Raw genomic sequence first — 16,566 nt, 5'->3', positions numbered from 1 at the left:
GCGTCCACCACTATCTGCCTGTCTTCGCGCCAAGGCAAGCGACCAGACGCCTGACCTGTGCCCTGGTGTCGGCAAATGTGGTGCCGGTATGGATGATATGGTCCGCCCGCAGCCTTTTTTCCACGTCAGGCGTCTGCAAATGCAGGATTTTCCGGAATTTCGCCACCGTCATGCCGGGCCGGGCGAGCACGCGCCTGCGCTGCTTCCATGCCGGCGCGGTGACGACGATCACGCCATGGAGCCTGCGGTCCCAACCTTTTTCGAACAGCAGCGGGATATCCAGCACGACAAAAGCGCGAGAGCGATTTTCGCGCAGGAAGCGAATCCTTTCTTCCTGCACCGCCGGATGGACGATCGCCTCCAGCGCCTTCAATGCCTGGGGATGACCGAACACCGCTGCGCCCAGCTTCGCCCGGTCCACGCCCATGGGGCCGGTGGCGCCGGGAAAGCGCGCCTCGATCGCGGGGAGGAGCTTGCCGCCCGGTCCTTGCAGGCGGTGCACTTCCGCGTCGGCGTCGAAGACTGGCACGCCCTCGCGCCGCAGCATGGCGGCGACGGCGGACTTGCCCATGCCGATGGAGCCGGTGAGGCCGTAGACCTTCATGAATCGCCCATCAATCCGCCGCGAGCAGCAGGGCGCGCAGTTCCTCGTCCCTCTCTCGCGGGGCCTGCGCGTCGAAAAAAATGTCGAAGGCCAGAGCCGCCTGCCCGATCAGCATTTCAAGGCCGTCCAGAGTCTTGAGGCCCCGCGCCCGCGCGGCTTTCAGCAAGTCCGTCTCCAGCGGCGCGTAGACGATGTCATAGACGGTCGCGCTGTCCGGCAGGGGCGCAAGATCCAGTTCCAGCGGCGGCTGCCCCACCATGCCGAGCGGGCTGCTGTTCACCAGAAGATCGGCAGGAGGGAGAGGACGGTCCATACCGATCACCTCGCCCTTGATCCCGGTGCGGTCGAGCAGCGCCTGCCCTTTGGCCGGATCGCGCACCATGACAGCGATGTCCATCACACCCAGACTGGCCAGCGCGAACAGGATCGCCCGCGCCGCGCCGCCCGCGCCGACGAGGACGGCGCTCTGCCCCTTCCACTTGTCGCGCAGCAAGGGCTGGAGGAATCCGCCCGCATCGGTATTGGTGCCAACCAGCGGCCCACCGGTTTCACAGGCGATGGTGTTCATCGCCCCGATCCGCTCCCGCACGCCGCCCGGATCGTCGGTATAGTCCATCACCGCGATCTTGTGCGGGATGGTGACGTTGCACCCCAGCCAGTCCGGGTCGGCCCGCCGCTCCAGGAAATAGGCGGCGAGGCCGTCGGGCTTCACATGGGTCTTGCGATATTCCGCCTCAATCTCCAGCGATTGCAGCCAGAAATTATGGATGAGCGGTGATTTGCTGTGCGCGATCGGATCGCCGATCACTTCGGCATAGGGGAGCTTGTCGGTCATGCCGCCAGAACGCCCCGCACGCGCAGAAAGTCAAGCAGAGGGAGCAAGGGCAGGCCCTGAATCGCGAACTGGCTCCCCTCCACCTTCGCGAAAAGCTGCGCGCCCGGTCCTTCGATCCGGTAGCAGCCGACGCACCAGCGACATTCCTCCCAATCGGCATCGAGATAGGACTGGATGAAAGGCTCGGATAAAGGCCGTACCGTCATCCGCACCCGCTCGACATGCCGCCAGATCGGCTCGCCATTGAGCACGATCAACGCCGCGCTGTGGAGATGATGCACCCGGCCCGACAGCAGCTTCAATATCTGCTCGGCATCGGCGCGGTCGACCGCCTTGTCGATCATCGCGCCATCATCGAGGCTCAGCGTCTGGTCGCAGCCCAGCACCAGCGCGCCCGGCACCCGCCGCGACACGCGCAGCGCCTTCAGTTCCGCCAGCGCATCGGCCAGCGCCCGCGCATCCAGGCCATCGGCGCGCAGCGCTTCCTTCGCCGCATCCTCGTCCACGCCCGGAGACAGCGCCTCGAACGGCACTTGCGCGGCGGTGAGGAGCGCCCTTCGGCTTGCGCTTTGCGATGCCAGCACGATCATGCGTCGCTTCCTCCCTCAGCCAGCAGGCGGTCGTTGAACAGGTTAATGATGGCGGCGGCTGCTTCCTCGATGGAGCGGCGGCTCATGTCGATCACCGGCCAGCCATTGTCCGCGAACATGCGCCGGGCGAAGGATAGCTCCTCCTGAACCTTTTCCAGATCGACATAGGACGTCTCCGGCGCCTGATTCAAGGAAAGCAGACGATTGCGGCGGATCTGCACCAGCCGTTCGGGGCTGACGGTCAATCCCACGACCATCGGATGCCGCAGCGAATAGAGGCTGCGCGGCGGCGGGGATTCAGGAACCAATGGGATATTGGCTGTCTTGTAACCGCGATTGGCGAGATAGATGGACGTCGGCGTCTTGGACGCGCGCGACACACCCGCCAGCACGATGTCGGCTTCCTCCCAATTTTCATGTCCCACGCCGTCATCATGGGCGATAGTGAACTGGATCGCCTCGATCCGGGCGAAATAGGCTTCGTCCAATATATGCTTGCGCCCCGGCCGGTTGCGCGTTTCCTGCCCCAATATGTTCGAAAGCGCGTCCGTCACGGTATCAAGCGCCGCGACATGGGGCAGACCCAGCGCCCGGCAGCGCGTCTCCAGCCTGCGCCTGAGCTGATGATTGTTAAGCGTGAAGAGGACGAGACCCGGATTGGCCGCAATATCCTCCATGATCCGGTCGAGATGGACGTCCGACCGCACCATCGGCCAGAAGTGACGGATCGCCTCCACATTCTCGAACAGGCCGATGGCTGCCTTGGCGATGTTTTCCAGCGTTTCCCCGGTGGAATCCGACAAAAGATGCAGATGGATGCGCGTCATGGCATATCTCTGTGGATGTCCTGTGGATAAAGCAAGGGACACTATGGGGATGAAATCGCCTCTCCGTATCGCTCCCCGATAGCCGGATAGTTATGCACAGCCCTTCAACAGATCCGATTTTTCACCCACAGCCTGTGGATAATGGGGATAAGATCGCTGACTCGGATGGGAAAGCATGTCCCCATGGAGTCAAGCTGTTGGCAAAACCGGGCATAGCGCATAAACCCCGCTGCCAACCGCCCATCTATCTCCATCATCCTTTCAGACTCTATATATAAAGAGAATATATGTCCGGTCTCCAAGTCGTGCCCAAGCCCTTACTGGCGGTCCTTAAAGGGGAGCGTCAAAGCGTCCCGCCCATGTGGCTCATGCGCCAGGCAGGCCGTTATCTGCCCGAATATCGCGCCTTGCGCGCGGACAAGGGCGGTTTCCTGGAACTGGTCTATGATAGCAGCGCGGCGGCGGAGGTCACAATCCAGCCTTTGCGCCGCTTTGGCTTCGACGGCGCAATCCTCTTTTCCGACATTTTGATCGTGCCCTATGCCATGGGGCAGGACCTCTGGTTCGAAGCGGGGGAAGGACCGCGGCTTGCGCCGATCCTCGCCGAAACAGACCTTGAGGCACTGAAACCCGATTTCGGGCGTTTCGAAGCGGTCTACGAGACTGTGCGGCAAGTGAAGGCGGCGCTGGACCCTGCGGTGACATTCCTTGGCTTTGCAGGCAGTCCCTGGACCATTGCGACCTATATGGTGGCAGGACAAGGCAGCAAGGACCAAGGCGCGGCCCGTCGCCTTGCCTATGCCGATCCGGCCCGTTTCGGCGCGATCATCGACGCCATCGTAGAGGCCACCGTCGTCTATCTCGACGGCCAGATCAGGGCAGGGGTGGAAGCGGTGCAGCTTTTCGACAGCTGGGCGGGCAGTCTGGCCCCGCTTCAATTCGAACGCTGGGTGATAGGGCCCAATGCCCGCATCGTGGAAAAGGTGAAGGCGCTGCACCCGGACGTGCCGGTGATCGGCTTTCCCAAAGGCGCGGGCGCGAAGCTCGTCGATTATGCGCGGGGCACGGGCGTCGATGCGGTCGGCGTCGATGAGACGGTCGATCCCCATTGGGCCGACCGCGCCTTGCCGGAAGGACTGCCGGTGCAGGGCAATCTCGATCCGCTCGCGCTGATTGCGGGGGGCAAGGCGATGGAGCAGGCGGTCGACACTATCCGCGCCGCCTTTGCGAACCGTCCGCATATCATGAACCTGGGCCATGGCATTTTACCCGACACGCCCATTGACCATGTCGCGGCGCTGATTAGCTATGTGCGCGAAAGGGAGACTGCCTGATGGCCTATCTTGGCGCCGCCTATCTCTGGGTGAAGGCCGCTCATCTGATCTTCGTCATCTTCCTGATGGCGGGCCTGTTCATGATGCCGCGCTTCTTCGTCTATCACCAGCAATGCGCGGTGGGATCGGACGAGGACCACAAATGGATCGACCGGGAACGGCGATTGCTCAAGATCATCCTCAATCCCTCGTTGCTCCTGGTCTGGATATTCGGGTTGATGCTGATGGTGGAGATCGGCGCCTGGCATTTCGGCTGGTTTCACCTGAAACTGCTCTTCGTGCTGGGCCTGTCGGGCTATCATGGCTGGATCGCGGGCTATGCGAAGAAGCTGGCGCGGGGCGAACGGCCCATGACCGACAAGCGGCTCCGCCTGATGAATGAAATTCCGGGTGTCGCCGCCGCAGTGATCGTGATCGCGGTGATCGTGAAACCGTTCTAACGAACGGATTCTAGTGGAAGAACAGCCAGAGCAGGAGAATGATGGGAATAGGCACGCCGATGAGCCAAAGTAGAATGCCTTTTCCCATGTCGCGCTCCTTTCATCAGTTCATCGAAACAACGGCCAGCCCGTGTCGCAAGTTCCATTGGTGAATGGAAATGGTTCAGGGGGTAAGCGGCGGGTTCGATGAAGGATTACCTGCTGTTGGACAGGCATTATTCCTCCATCGCTGCTCTGCGCGTCCTGCTTGATTGGCGAAGCCTGCGCGGTTCTAGGCTGGGTCGACCGCAATATTGTCGATCAGGCGCGTGCCGCCCATCTTTGCCGCGCCCAGCAGGCGGGCCGGGCGGTCCAGCACTGTCATCGGTTCCAGCGTCGCCGCGTCGCACAGCGTTACATAATCGATCGGGTCGAAACCGTGGTTCGCCAGCATGGCGATGGCCTTGGCGAGCGCGGAGTCCACGCTTGCGCCCTTTTCCATCTGTCGCTTCGCTTCGCCCAGCGCGCGCGGGAGTGCCAGTGCCTGCTTGCGTTCTTCTTCGGTCAGATAGGTGTTGCGGGACGAGAGGGCGAGGCCGTCCTCGGCCCGCTGCGTCGGCAGGCCCACGATCTCGACAGGCAGGTTGAGGTCGATCACCATTTGGCGGATCACGGTGAGCTGCTGGTAATCCTTTTCCCCGAACAGCGCGACATCGGGCTGGACCTGATTGAAGAGCTTGGTAACGACCGTCGCCACCCCGTCGAAATGGCCGGGCCGGGCCGCGCCGTCCAGCCCCTCCGTCACGCCCGAAAGGGAGATGTTGGTCGAAAAGCCCGCCGGATACATGACATCGACCGTGGGCGCCCACAATATGTCCACGCCCGCTTCCTGCAACATATGCGCGTCGGTGGCTTCCCGCCGGGGATAGGCGTCCAGATCCTCGTTCGGCCCGAACTGCCTGGGATTGACGAAGATCGATACGACGACATGCTTTGCCCGCCGCCGGCCTTCCTCCACCAACGCCATATGCCCGTCATGCAGCGCGCCCATGGTCGGCACCAGGGCGACAGATTTTCCGTCGCGCCGCAGCGCCAGAATCGAGGCGCGGAGGGCAGGAAGGTCACGCAGGGTTTGCACGGGAAGAAAGGCTCCGATAAGGGCGGGGGTCAGGGGCAGATCATGCTAAGGCATGGCCGCGCACGACGGTCAAGAATCAAAGCGACAATCAACGGGGTTATCAAGGTCCGATGGCGAACGCCCAAACGCATCTCATCGTCTTTGCCAATGAAAAGGGCGGGACCGGCAAGTCGACCACGGCGGTCCATACCGCCATTGCGCTGACAGCGCTGGGCCACAGGGTCGGCATGATCGACCTCGACCCGCGCCAGCGCACCGTCACGCGCTATCTGGAGAATCGCGGCGAAACAGCCCGGCGGCGCGGGATCGATCTGCCCACACCCGACTATGCGGTGTTAAAGGGCGACACCATCGAGGCGCTGGAGGAGGAATCCGCCGCCGTCGCGCAGGGCAAGGATTTCCTGATCGTCGACACGCCCGGCCGCGACGACGCCTTCGCCCGGCACATGGCGGCGCGGGCGAATACGCTGGTCACGCCGATGAACGACAGCTTCGTCGATTTCGACCTGATCGGGCAGGTGGACGCCGAAACCTTCAAGGTGCGCCGCCTGTCCTTCTATTCCGAACTGATTTTCGAGGCGCGCAAGTCCCGCGCCAAGGCGGACGGCGTGTCGATCGACTGGGTGGTGCTACGCAACCGCGTCCAGCATCACGACGCCCGCAACAAGAAACGCGTGGGCGACGCCCTCATGGAACTGTCCCGCCGCGTCGGATTCCGCGTGATTCCGGGCCTTTCGGAGCGCGTGATCTTCCGCGAACTATTCCCCTCCGGCCTCACCCTGCTCGACAAGGGGCATCTGGGCGAGCTGGGCGTCAGCCACATCGCCGCGCGGCAGGAACTGCGCGAAATGGTGTCGGGCCTTGCGCTTCCCGAACGGTCGGACGCGCTGTCGATGGACCTGATCGGCGCGGCCTGATGGGCTGGCTGGCGATTGCGCTGATCGCCCTTGCGGGCTGGCTCATCTGGACGGGGCGGTTGCAACGCATGACGGTGAAGGACGGCATGGCGCTCGGCGCGGCGCTGGTCGGCGCAGTGATGGCGGCCAAGGGCAAGCCAGTGGCTGGCCTGCCATTGCTGGTCGGATCGGCGCTGTTTTTCCTTGCCCGCAGCCGGAAGGGCAGGGCGCAAGGCAGGCCTCCGGTCGTTCCGGCCACCGCCGAAGGGCTTGCGCGGGCAAGAGCCCTGCTGGGCTTGCCGCCGGAAGCCGACGCAAAGGCGGTCAAGGCCGCCCATCGCCGCCTGATCGCATCGGTTCATCCCGATCACGGCGGCACCGAAGCCTTGGCGGCCGAGATCAATGCGGCCCGCGACCTGTTGCTCCGACACCTCAAGAGCGGACCGGGTCAGGCTTGACCCGGACCAAGCGGACGGGGAGGGTCATTCCATGACTCACAGTTTTCATCCCACGCTGCTGCGCGAATATGACATGCGCGGTGTCGTCGGCGAAACGCTGGGAGAGAAGGACGCCTATGCCGTAGGGCGCACATTTGGCACGCTGGTCGGGCGCGCGGGCGGATCAGCGGTCGCGGTTGGCCGGGACGGGCGGCTGAGCTCCCCGATACTCGAAACCGCGCTGGTCGGGGGATTGACGGATAGCGGCGTCGACGTGCTCCGCATCGGCCTTGGCCCCACCCCAATGCTCTATCATGCCGAAGCGGAGCGGGATGTCATGGGCGGCAGCCAGATAACCGGCAGCCATAATCCCCGCGATCACAATGGCTTCAAGCTGGTATTTCAGCATCGCCCCTTTTTTGGCGAGGATATCCAGAAACTGGGGGCGATGGCTGCCGCGGGCGACTGGACCGAAGGCGCGGGCAGGGTTGAAACGGTCGACCTGCTCGACGCCTATGTCGCCCGGCTGATGCAGGGCTTTGACGGGCGCGCCTTCCGCATCGGCTGGGACACCGGCAACGGCGCAGCCGGTCCCGCCGTGGAGAAGCTGACGCAGCTCCTGCCCGGTGAGCATCATCTGCTCTTCACCGAAGTAGACGGCAATTTTCCCCATCATCATCCCGATCCGACCGAAGACCGGAATCTGGCGGACCTGCGGGCGCTTGTCCGCGACAACAAGCTCGATTTCGGAGTGGCTTTCGACGGCGACGGCGACCGCATCGGCGTGGTGGATGGTGAAGGGCGGGCGATTGGGGGCGATCAGCTCCTTTCCATCTTTGCCGAGGATGTGCTCAAGGATCGTCCAGGCGCCACCATCATCGCCGATGTAAAGGCCAGCCAGGCCCTGTTCGATCGCATAGAGGCGCTGGGCGGGGCTGCGCTGATGTGGAAGACGGGACACAGTCTGATAAAGTCCAAAATGAAGGAAACAGGCAGTCCGCTCGCGGGAGAGATGACCGGCCATGTTTTTTTCGCGGACGATTATTATGGTTTCGACGATGGTCTTTATGCTGCCGTCCGGCTCATCCGCACCGTCACCCGTCTGGATCGGAGCGTGACGGACCTGCGCGACGCGATGCCTGAGATGGCGAACACGCCGGAACTTCGCTTCCCGGTGGTGGAAAGCCGGAAATTCGCCGTCGTGGATGAAGTGCTGGACCGTCTGCGCGCGGCGGGAGCAGAGGTGGATGATACCGACGGCGCACGGGTCCGCACGGCTGACGGGTGGTGGTTGCTGCGCGCGTCCAATACACAGGATGCGTTAGTGGCCCGCGCTGAGGCGAAAGATGCCGATGCGTTGGTCCGGCTGGTCGCTTCGCTTGATTCCCAGCTGGCCGAATCAGGGGTGATTCGCGCCTGAATGGGACGCTGAAAGCCCCTTGCTGCGAAAATGAGCTGAATATCGGATAGTTTGCGCTTCCGTCTTTCCGTTACGGAAATCAGTATATTTTCTTACGGTTGCATAAAACGCAATCCATTCCGCTTTCTTCGCAATTGTGAAGAACTGTGCTGCGCTGCACAAGGAACAGGCCTTTCAGGCATCCTCTCCTAAAACTTTACAAGCCGTCCTTCGGGGCGGCTTTTTTTTGCCTTTCGGTTTTCTCGCGGCAGGCGCCCTTGCCGTAGCGTCCATGTCGGCCCGTCCCGACTTCCATGGGCGGATCATGTGATGAAGCGCGTCCGCCAGCACTGGAAATTAACCATAAGGCTGCTATTCGCCCGCTTAAGCCTCCGTCTTGAAAAGGCGGGCCAAGGAAGAACCAAGCTGTTCCCAGTGGAGGATGCCATGTTCCGAAACCACCGCGCCCTGACCATGATGCTGTTTTCCAGCGTGTTTGCCTTGCCGGTCCCGGCCTTTGCCGGCGGATTTTACCTTCAGGAACAATCGCCCAAGGAAACAGGGCGCGCTTTGTCCGGTGGCGCGGCGGCGGCGGACGATCCGTCGATCGTCTATTTCAACCCGGCCGCGATGACGAACCTGCCCGGTATCCAGACGTCGGTGGGCGGCGTGGCGCTGATGGCTTCGGCGCACCAGACCAATCGCGGATCGTCCCGCACGGTTCCCGGCCTGCCCGTTTCGGTGCCTGTCACTGGCCCATCGGGGGGCAATCCGTTCGACAAGGTGATTCCGATCCCCAGCTTCTATGCGACCGCTCAAGTCACCGATCGCCTCTGGCTGGGTCTGGGCGTCAACGCGCCTTTCGGCCTGAAACTGGACTATGACGATGGGTTCTTCGGGCGGTACGACTCCCTCTATACCAACCTCAAAACCTATAATATCCAGCCCTCCCTCGCCTATAAGCTGAATGATAATTTCTCGGTCGGCGGCGGCGTCGACGTGCAATATGTGAAGGTCACGCTGACCAACGCCCTGCCGCAGCTTTCGCCGCTGTTGGCGGATGGCGAAGCGCGGGTGAAAGGCGACGACTGGACCGTCGGCTGGAATGCGGGCCTGTTCTACACCAATGGCGACACCCATGTGGGCGTGCATTACCGTTCCGGCATCCAGCACCATTTGCAAGGCACGCAGACCGTCAGCGGATTGCAGGGGTTGCTGGCCGGTTCCAACGGCGAAGTCAGCGCGGCCGCGCCGCTCGACCTGCCCGACATCGTCACGGTCAGCATGATGCACAAGCTGACGCCCCGGATTCGCGCCATGATCACCGCGCGCTGGTACAACTGGTCGGTGTTCAAGGGCATCGCGATCACCTCGCCCGCCGGCACCAACGTCAAGGAACTGCATTACAAGGACAGCTACAGCGTCGGCGTGGGCGGCGAATATGACGTCAGCCCGGCGCTGACGCTGCGGGCGGGCACCATGTTCGACCGCACGCCGACCAACCCGCAATATCTGACCACCCGCGTGCCGGACGGCGACCGCGTGTGGCTGACCGGCGGGGCGACGTGGAACATCTCCCCGGCCTTCGCGCTGAACCTCAGCTACGCGCATACCTTCGTGGAAAAGGCCAACATCATCCGCCCGGACATTTCCTATCAGGGCACGCCCGCCGCCATCACCGCGACCACCCTGTCGCAGACCAGCGGCAATGCGGATCAGCTGGCCGCATCCTTCACCGCGCGATTCTGACGCGGCGCTTCTAACCGGCGCGATAAAGCACTATAGGAGGCTCCATCATCACGGAGCCTCCTTTTCATGTCAGACCATAATCCCGGCCTGCGCCCCTGGCGCGACATCGCCCGGCGGCAGTCGCGGCAGATCATGGTCGGCAATGTGCCCGTCGGCGGCGGCGCGCCGGTGACGGTGCAGACCATGACCAACACGCCGACCTTCGACGCAAAGGCGACGATCGACCAGATCCGCCGCTGCGAGGAGGTGGGCGTCGACATCATCCGCGTGTCCTGCCCGGACGAGGAATCGACCGCCGCGCTCAAGCAGATCGTGCGCGCCGCCCGCGTGCCGATCGTCGCGGACATCCATTTCCACTATAAGCGCGCGCTGGAGGCGGCGGACGCGGGCGCGGCCTGCCTTCGCATCAATCCGGGCAACATCGGCAGCGAAGCCCGCGTCAAGGAAGTGGTGGACGCGGCCAAGGCCAATGGCTGCTCGATCCGCATCGGCGTCAATGCCGGCAGCCTCGAAAAGGACCTGCTCGAAAAATATGGGGAGCCTTGCCCCGAAGCGCTGGTCGAAAGCGCGCTCGACCATATCAAGCTGCTCCAGGACCAGGATTTCCACGACTATAAGGTCGCGGTGAAGGCCAGTGACGTGTTCCTGGCCGTCGCGGCCTATATGCAGCTTGCCGAGACGGTGGATTGCCCGCTGCATCTGGGCATCACCGAAGCGGGCGGGCTGATCGGCGGCACGGTGAAAAGCGCCATCGGCATCGGCAACCTGCTCTGGGCGGGGATTGGCGACACGATCCGCGTGTCCCTGTCGGCCGAGCCGGAAGAGGAAGTGCGCGTCGGCTATGAGATCCTCAAATCGCTGGGCATCCGCACGCGCGGGGTGAAGGTGATCAGTTGCCCAAGCTGCGCGCGGCAGGGCTTCGACGTGATCCGCACCGTGCAGGCGCTGGAGGAAAGACTCCAGCATATCCACACGCCGCTGTCGCTTTCGGTGCTGGGCTGCGTCGTAAACGGACCTGGCGAAGCGCGGGAAACCGACATCGGCCTGACCGGCGGCGGGGCGGGCAAGCATATGGTCTATCTGTCCGGCGTCACCGACCATACGGTGCAGGATGAAGACATGATCGAGCATATCGTGAAGCTGGTCGAAGCCAAAGCGGCAGAGATCGAGGCGGACATGACCGACGCGGGCCACCCTGAAGCCGCGGAATAAGCGTTCTTCCGCGTCATGCCCCAATCCCGTTCCTTTGCCATTCCCTTCCTGATCTGCTGCGCGGGAGTCGGGCTGTTTTCGATCATGGATGGGGTGATGAAAGGGCTGAGCCTTTCCATCGGTCTTTATAATGCGCTGTTCTGGCGGGCGCTGGTCGGCAGCCTGCTGGGGCTGGCGCTGATGCTGGCCACGCGCCGGGGATGGCCCGCCCGAGCGGTGCTGCGCCTGCACCTGATCCGCGGTCTTGCCGTTTCGCTGATGGCGCCGCTCTTCTTCTATGGCCTGATGCATCTTGCGCTGGCGGAAGCGATCGCGCTTTCCTTCATCGCCCCCCTCATCGCCCTGTATCTGGCGGCGCTCCTGCTTGGAGAGCCGGTCGGGCGGCAGGCCATTGGCGCATCGCTGCTGGGCCTGGTCGGCGTGGGCGTGATAGTGGCGGGACGGGTCAGCGGCGATTATGATCTGGACGCGCTTCTCGGCGCGCTGGCGGTGCTGCTTTCGGCCGTGCTTTTCGCATGGAACCTGATCCTTCAGCGGCAACAGGCGCAACTGGCTTCGCCGGTCGAGGTGGCTTTCTTCCAGCATCTCGTCATGCTGGGCGTGTTTTCCCTGGCGGCTCCGTTCTGGGCCGCGAACCCTCCGCTCAAGGCCGTGCCGTTCATCCTGCTGGCCGCTGCTTTGGCCTTCACCTCGCTTGCTCTTTTGGCCTGGGCCTATGCACGGTCGGAAGCGCAGCGGCTCATTCCCGTCGAATATAGCGCTTTCCTGTGGGCCGCGCTGATCGGCTGGCTTGTCTTTGACGAGGAGTTGTCGGCGGGCACCGTCGCGGGCGCGCTGCTGATCGTGGCGGGATGCCTGATCGCCGCGCGCTTCAAGCCGAAGGCGTCGCCGCTGGATGCTCTCCATGTCGAACCGGGCGTCGCATGAAGGACAGGGTATGAGCATCATCATTCGCGACGCGGTTTCCGCCGACATCGGCACGATTCATGGCTTCATCCTTGCGCTCGCCGAATATGAGCGGCTTGCCCATGCGGTGAAGGCGGATCGCGATATGCTCCAGCGCTATCTCTTCGGGACGCGGCCCATGGCGGAAGTGCTGATCGCCGAGCAAGATGGGAAAGCTGTGGGCTTCGCGCTTTTCTTCCACAATTTCTCGACCTTCGAAGGGCGGCCGGGCCTGTATCTGGAAGATCTGTTCGTCTTGCCCGAAGCGCGGGGAGCGGGCGCAGGCAAGGCGCTGCTCGCCGGGCTGGCGCGGCTGGCGATCGAACGGGACTGCGCGCGGCTGGAATGGTCGGTGCTGGACTGGAACGCGCCCTCCATCGCCTTTTACCGCTCCATCGGCGCGAGGGCGCTGGATGAATGGACCGTCCAGCGGCTTGACGGTGCCGCGCTCCAGGCGCTTGCGATGCGCCATCAACCATAAGGGTGTTGTTCAGGACGAGCCGATAGGGCGGACTCTTGACGCGGACTCCCTGCTCGGCGCATTGTGCCGAAACGGAACATTTGGGGGACATAACAAGCCATGGCCGTGAGCCGCGGAGCCAAGCGCACGCCGGAATGGCGCGAAATGCTGAAACGCAGCCTGATCCGCAGCGGCGCGCTGATCGGATCGATTACGCTTGTGCTGGCTACGCTGTTTCTGGCGCTGGCGCTGCTCAGCTACACGCCCAGCGACCCGTCCATGAACACGGTGGCGGGCGATCATGTGAAAAATGTGATGCAGGTGCCCGGCGCATGGGTCGCGGATTTCCTGCTGTGGCTGCTTGGCGTTCCCGTGGCGCTGATATTGCCGCTGATGGCGATCACCGCCCGCCGCCTGTGGGGCGATCAGGATATGAGCGGGTGGAAGGCGCAGTTCGGCAAATGCCTGATTGGCATCGTTCTCATCGGCCTCGCCCTTTCGCTGTTCCAGCCCGATCCGCTGGTCGGATTGCCTGCCGGTTGGGGGGGCGTCATCGCGCTGGTGTTCGCCCGAGGGATTGCGAGCCTCGCGGCGCAGGCCGCCACGTTCCAGGGCTGGATCATCGGCGCTCTTGTTGGCCTGGCGTTCATTGCGGGCCTGTTTGTCTGGTATCGCAGCCTGGCATTGGAAAAGCCTATCCTGGCGCTGCGCCGGCCGTCCTTGCCGCGGTTGAACCTGCCGCGTCCGGCCTTTGCGCTGGCGGGCGGACGCATGGCTGATGAAGATGAGGAGGATGCGTCGGGTGAACGCGTAATTGCGCCGCGCAAGACCGTCTCCAACGAACCCAAGCCCCCGATTACCATCCAGACGCCCAAGCCCGCTCCCGCCCAGCGCCCGGTCGCGCCCGTGTCGCAGGACGATCTGTTCGGCAACAGTTCGCTGCCATCGCCCGACCTGCTCAATCCGATCCCCGCGAGTCAGGGGCAAAAGATCGACAAGGCGGCGCTGGAACGCAATGCGCGGTTGCTCGAAAGCGTGCTCGACGATTTCCATGTGAAGGGGAATGTCGTCGAGGTGCGGCCCGGTCCGGTCGTCACCATGTATGAACTGGAGCCCGCGCCCGGCATCAAGGCGAGCCGGGTGATCGCGCTCGCCGACGACATCGCGCGCAACATGTCGGCGCTGTCGGCCCGCGTCGCGACGATTCCGGGACGGACCGTCATCGGCATCGAACTGCCCAATGCGAACCGGGAGGGGGTATCCTTCCGCGAACTCATCACGTCGGAACAGTTCGGGCAGGAAGCCACGCTGCCGATCATCCTGGGCAAGAATATTTCGGGCGAACCGATCATAGCCGACCTCGCGCCCATGCCGCATCTGCTGATCGCGGGCACTACCGGGTCGGGTAAGTCGGTCGGCCTTAACGCCATGATCCTGTCGCTGCTCTATCGCATGACGCCGGATCAGTTGCGGCTCATCATGATCGATCCCAAGATGCTGGAACTGTCGACCTATGACGACATTCCGCATCTCCTCTCCCCGGTCGTGACCGAACCGGCCAAGGCGATCCGGGCGCTCAAATGGGCGGTGGAGCAGATGGAGGACCGCTATCGCATGATGGCGTCCATCTCTGTCCGCAACCTCGCCAACTATAATGAGAAGGTGCGCGCCGCCAAGGCCAAGGGCAAGCCCTTGGGCCGCCGTGTCCAGACCGGCTACGATCCCGAGAGCGGCAAGCCGATCTATGAGGAGGAGCAGCTCGATTTCCAGCCGCTGCCGCAGATCGTGGTGGTGGTGGACGAGCTGGCCGACCTCATGATGACGGCAGGCAAGGAAGTCGAATTCCTGATCCAGCGTCTCGCCCAAAAGGCCCGCGCGGCAGGCATCCACCTGATCCTCGCGACGCAGCGTCCCTCGGTCGACGTCATTACCGGCGTCATCAAGGCGAACCTGCCGACCCGCATCAGCTTCTTCGTCACCAGCAAGATCGATAGCCGCACCATCCTGGGCGAACAGGGAGCGGAGCAGCTTCTGGGCAAGGGCGATATGCTTTATATGCACGGCGGCAAGGGGCTGATGCGCGTCCATGGTCCCTTCGTGTCCGATGACGAGGTGCGCGTGGTCGCCGATCACTGGCGCGCGCAGGGCCAGCCTGATTATATCTCCGCCGTGACCGAGGAGCCGGAGGAAGGCAGCTTCGCGCTCGACGGCGTTGACCTGGGCGACGACAGCCCGGACGCGCAGCTATTCCGCAAGGCGTGCCAACTGGTGTTCGAGAATCAGAAGGCCTCGACAAGCTGGCTGCAGCGGCAATTGCGCGTTGGCTACAACAGCGCGGCGCGCCTTATCGAACGCATGGAGGAAGAAGGACTGGTCGGACCGCCCAACCATGTCGGCCGGCGTGAGGTGTTGCGGGATGAAAACGGCAATCCGCTCTGACGCAACAGGATCTGGCGTTTCCGTATATCCATTTATTCCTTCGAAATCAGTTATCTGTGGGAGCGATTGCGAAATATGCAATCGTCATGCTTCCTTTCGCAGTTGCGGGATTTCGGGGGATCGGCCAACAGGGACTTGCCTTTCAGGCATCCTCTCCTAAAACTTTTCCAGGCTGATCTTCGGATCAGCCTTTTTTTTATCCGCGGCAGGCTCTAAGCACAGGACGCTGCTGCCGCGCCGATAACATAATTGGAGCGGTGCCGCCGGAAAGACCGGCAAGGCGAGGCGGGAGCATGGGGGATCGAGCCGGTTTGCCGTAACGGCTCTCCCCCATTCGATAATCATCCTCGCGCAAACGGCCATCGTCATTTGGGGAACGTGCGGGTTCACGGCGGGTTCAAGCCCCAATTCCTATCCTCAAGTCCTGAACAAACCGGAGAAGAATGCATGAAGCGGGTGATAACGCCCCTGGCCCTGGCTCTCTCTGCCGCCCCGTTGGCGCTGCCGATGATGCCCGCCGTGGCGCAACAGAGTTCGTCCGACCTGTCGCAGGTCAATGCCTATATCCGCGCAGTCACGACCATGACCGCCGATTTTTCCCAGACGGATCGCAACGGCCAGACCCTGACCGGACAGCTGACGCTCAAGCAGCCGGGCAAGATCCGGTTCCAATATCAAAAGGGGGTGCCGCTGCTGATCGTCGGCGACGGCAAGGCGCTCACCATGATCGACTATGAAGTGCGGCAGGTACAACGCTGGCCGATCGGCAATTCGCCGCTGGGGGCGCTTATCGACCCTTCCAAGGATCTATCGAAATTCGGCAAAGTGGTCCAGACCGGCGATCCCAATGTCCTGTCCGTTCAGGCGCGCGATCCCAAGCGGCCGGAATATGGCACGATCACCATGATCTTCAATCGCGATCCTTCCTCCCCCGCGGGCTTGCAGCTTTATGGCTGGGTTGCGCTGGATTCCCAGAACAACCGCACCGCCGTGCGCCTTACCAACGTGCGCTATGGCGTGCCGGTAGCCGATTCCGCCTTTCGTTGGGTCGACCCCAGGCCGAAAGGCCGCGCGCCGGGCGGCTAACCGGGCACCGCATGCGATGGGCGGAAAACTTTCCAATACCGTTCATCTGCGGCTCATATCGAGGGCGCTAACAAGAACTCCACGGCGAGAGTGAATACCGGGATTTCCCCCCTGTTACCCGGAACCCGCTCTCGTCGCAAAGCGCTTCAAGGGCGCGATCGAGACCCCCGTTCCATGCCCCCGGAGCGGGGGTCTT

Annotated in this window: 16 protein-coding genes; 11 read left to right on the top strand and 5 right to left on the bottom strand. The window is 63.1% G+C overall.

Annotated features, from left to right (window positions below; genetic code table 11):
- Positions 1 to 10: 10 nt before the first annotated feature.
- The 4 genes from coaE to LDB26_RS17610 are packed head-to-tail and all read right to left on the bottom strand — an operon-like array spanning position 11 to position 2,856.
- Positions 11 to 604 (bottom strand): dephospho-CoA kinase, encoded by a 594-nt coding sequence (coaE, locus tag LDB26_RS17625; RefSeq protein WP_062062276.1) that lies wholly within the window; start codon positions 602 to 604, stop codon positions 11 to 13.
- 10 nt (positions 605 to 614) lie between these two features.
- Positions 615 to 1,439 (bottom strand): shikimate dehydrogenase, encoded by an 825-nt coding sequence (gene aroE / locus LDB26_RS17620; protein ID WP_062062273.1) that lies wholly within the window; start codon positions 1,437 to 1,439, stop codon positions 615 to 617.
- On the bottom strand, positions 1,436 to 2,029 hold the full coding sequence (locus tag LDB26_RS17615; protein WP_257539400.1) for a nucleoside triphosphate pyrophosphatase: 594 nt from the start codon (positions 2,027 to 2,029) through the stop codon (positions 1,436 to 1,438). The genes aroE and LDB26_RS17615 overlap by 4 nt, the downstream gene beginning before the upstream one ends.
- A complete protein-coding gene (locus tag LDB26_RS17610) occupies positions 2,026 to 2,856 on the bottom strand; it encodes a pyruvate, water dikinase regulatory protein (RefSeq protein WP_062062267.1) in 831 nt (276 codons plus the stop codon). Before LDB26_RS17610 ends, LDB26_RS17615 begins: the two co-directional genes overlap by 4 nt.
- A 287-nt stretch (positions 2,857 to 3,143) precedes the next feature.
- On the opposite strand from LDB26_RS17610, the gene hemE reads away from it, so the two are divergent.
- Both hemE and LDB26_RS17600 read left to right on the top strand, forming a co-directional pair.
- Positions 3,144 to 4,190, top strand: coding sequence for a uroporphyrinogen decarboxylase (gene hemE / locus LDB26_RS17605; protein WP_257539399.1), 1,047 nt, complete (start codon positions 3,144 to 3,146; stop codon positions 4,188 to 4,190).
- Positions 4,190 to 4,630, top strand: a complete 441-nt coding sequence (locus LDB26_RS17600) for a CopD family protein (protein WP_062062262.1) — start codon at positions 4,190 to 4,192, stop codon at positions 4,628 to 4,630. The genes hemE and LDB26_RS17600 overlap by 1 nt, the downstream gene beginning before the upstream one ends.
- Positions 4,631 to 4,901: 271 nt before the next feature.
- On the opposite strand, the gene panC is transcribed toward LDB26_RS17600, so the two are convergent.
- Complete coding sequence (panC, locus tag LDB26_RS17595) at positions 4,902 to 5,747, bottom strand: pantoate--beta-alanine ligase (RefSeq protein WP_257539398.1); 846 nt, start codon at positions 5,745 to 5,747, stop codon at positions 4,902 to 4,904.
- 110 nt (positions 5,748 to 5,857) lie between these two features.
- Here panC and LDB26_RS17590 point away from each other — a divergent pair, with 110 nt between their 5' ends.
- The 9 genes from LDB26_RS17590 to LDB26_RS17550 all read left to right on the top strand — a co-directional run bounded on the left by LDB26_RS17590 (position 5,858) and on the right by LDB26_RS17550 (position 16,370).
- Complete coding sequence (locus LDB26_RS17590) at positions 5,858 to 6,664, top strand: division plane positioning ATPase MipZ (protein WP_062062256.1); 807 nt, start codon at positions 5,858 to 5,860, stop codon at positions 6,662 to 6,664.
- The gene (locus tag LDB26_RS17585; RefSeq protein WP_062062254.1) at positions 6,664 to 7,101 is read left to right on the top strand and encodes a molecular chaperone DnaJ; all 438 of its coding nucleotides are present in this window, start codon (positions 6,664 to 6,666) and stop codon (positions 7,099 to 7,101) included. Before LDB26_RS17590 ends, LDB26_RS17585 begins: the two co-directional genes overlap by 1 nt.
- Before the next feature lie 31 nt (positions 7,102 to 7,132).
- A complete protein-coding gene (pgmG, locus tag LDB26_RS17580) occupies positions 7,133 to 8,500 on the top strand; it encodes a phosphoglucomutase/phosphomannomutase PgmG (protein WP_257539397.1) in 1,368 nt (455 codons plus the stop codon).
- Between the two features lie 426 nt (positions 8,501 to 8,926).
- Positions 8,927 to 10,228, top strand: coding sequence for an OmpP1/FadL family transporter (locus tag LDB26_RS17575; protein WP_062068368.1), 1,302 nt, complete (start codon positions 8,927 to 8,929; stop codon positions 10,226 to 10,228).
- Positions 10,229 to 10,294: 66 nt separating this feature from the next.
- Positions 10,295 to 11,440, top strand: coding sequence for a flavodoxin-dependent (E)-4-hydroxy-3-methylbut-2-enyl-diphosphate synthase (gene ispG / locus LDB26_RS17570; RefSeq protein WP_257539396.1), 1,146 nt, complete (start codon positions 10,295 to 10,297; stop codon positions 11,438 to 11,440).
- Positions 11,441 to 11,455: 15 nt separating this feature from the next.
- The gene (locus LDB26_RS17565; RefSeq protein ID WP_257539395.1) at positions 11,456 to 12,367 is read left to right on the top strand and encodes a DMT family transporter; all 912 of its coding nucleotides are present in this window, start codon (positions 11,456 to 11,458) and stop codon (positions 12,365 to 12,367) included.
- Positions 12,368 to 12,377: 10 nt separating this feature from the next.
- Positions 12,378 to 12,866 (top strand): GNAT family N-acetyltransferase, encoded by a 489-nt coding sequence (locus LDB26_RS17560; protein WP_257539394.1) that lies wholly within the window; start codon positions 12,378 to 12,380, stop codon positions 12,864 to 12,866.
- Positions 12,867 to 12,965: 99 nt separating this feature from the next.
- The gene (locus tag LDB26_RS17555; protein WP_257539393.1) at positions 12,966 to 15,284 is read left to right on the top strand and encodes a DNA translocase FtsK 4TM domain-containing protein; all 2,319 of its coding nucleotides are present in this window, start codon (positions 12,966 to 12,968) and stop codon (positions 15,282 to 15,284) included.
- A gap of 447 nt (positions 15,285 to 15,731) precedes the next feature.
- Entirely contained in the window at positions 15,732 to 16,370 is a 639-nt protein-coding gene (locus LDB26_RS17550) for an outer membrane lipoprotein carrier protein LolA (RefSeq protein ID WP_062062237.1), read from the top strand.
- Positions 16,371 to 16,566: the final 196 nt, after the last annotated feature.

Source organism: Sphingobium sp. CFD-1 (assembly GCF_024611115.1).
GTDB classification, from domain to species: Bacteria; Pseudomonadota; Alphaproteobacteria; order Sphingomonadales; family Sphingomonadaceae; genus Sphingobium; species Sphingobium baderi_A.
This window is presented reverse-complemented; position numbering and strand designations above follow the sequence as displayed.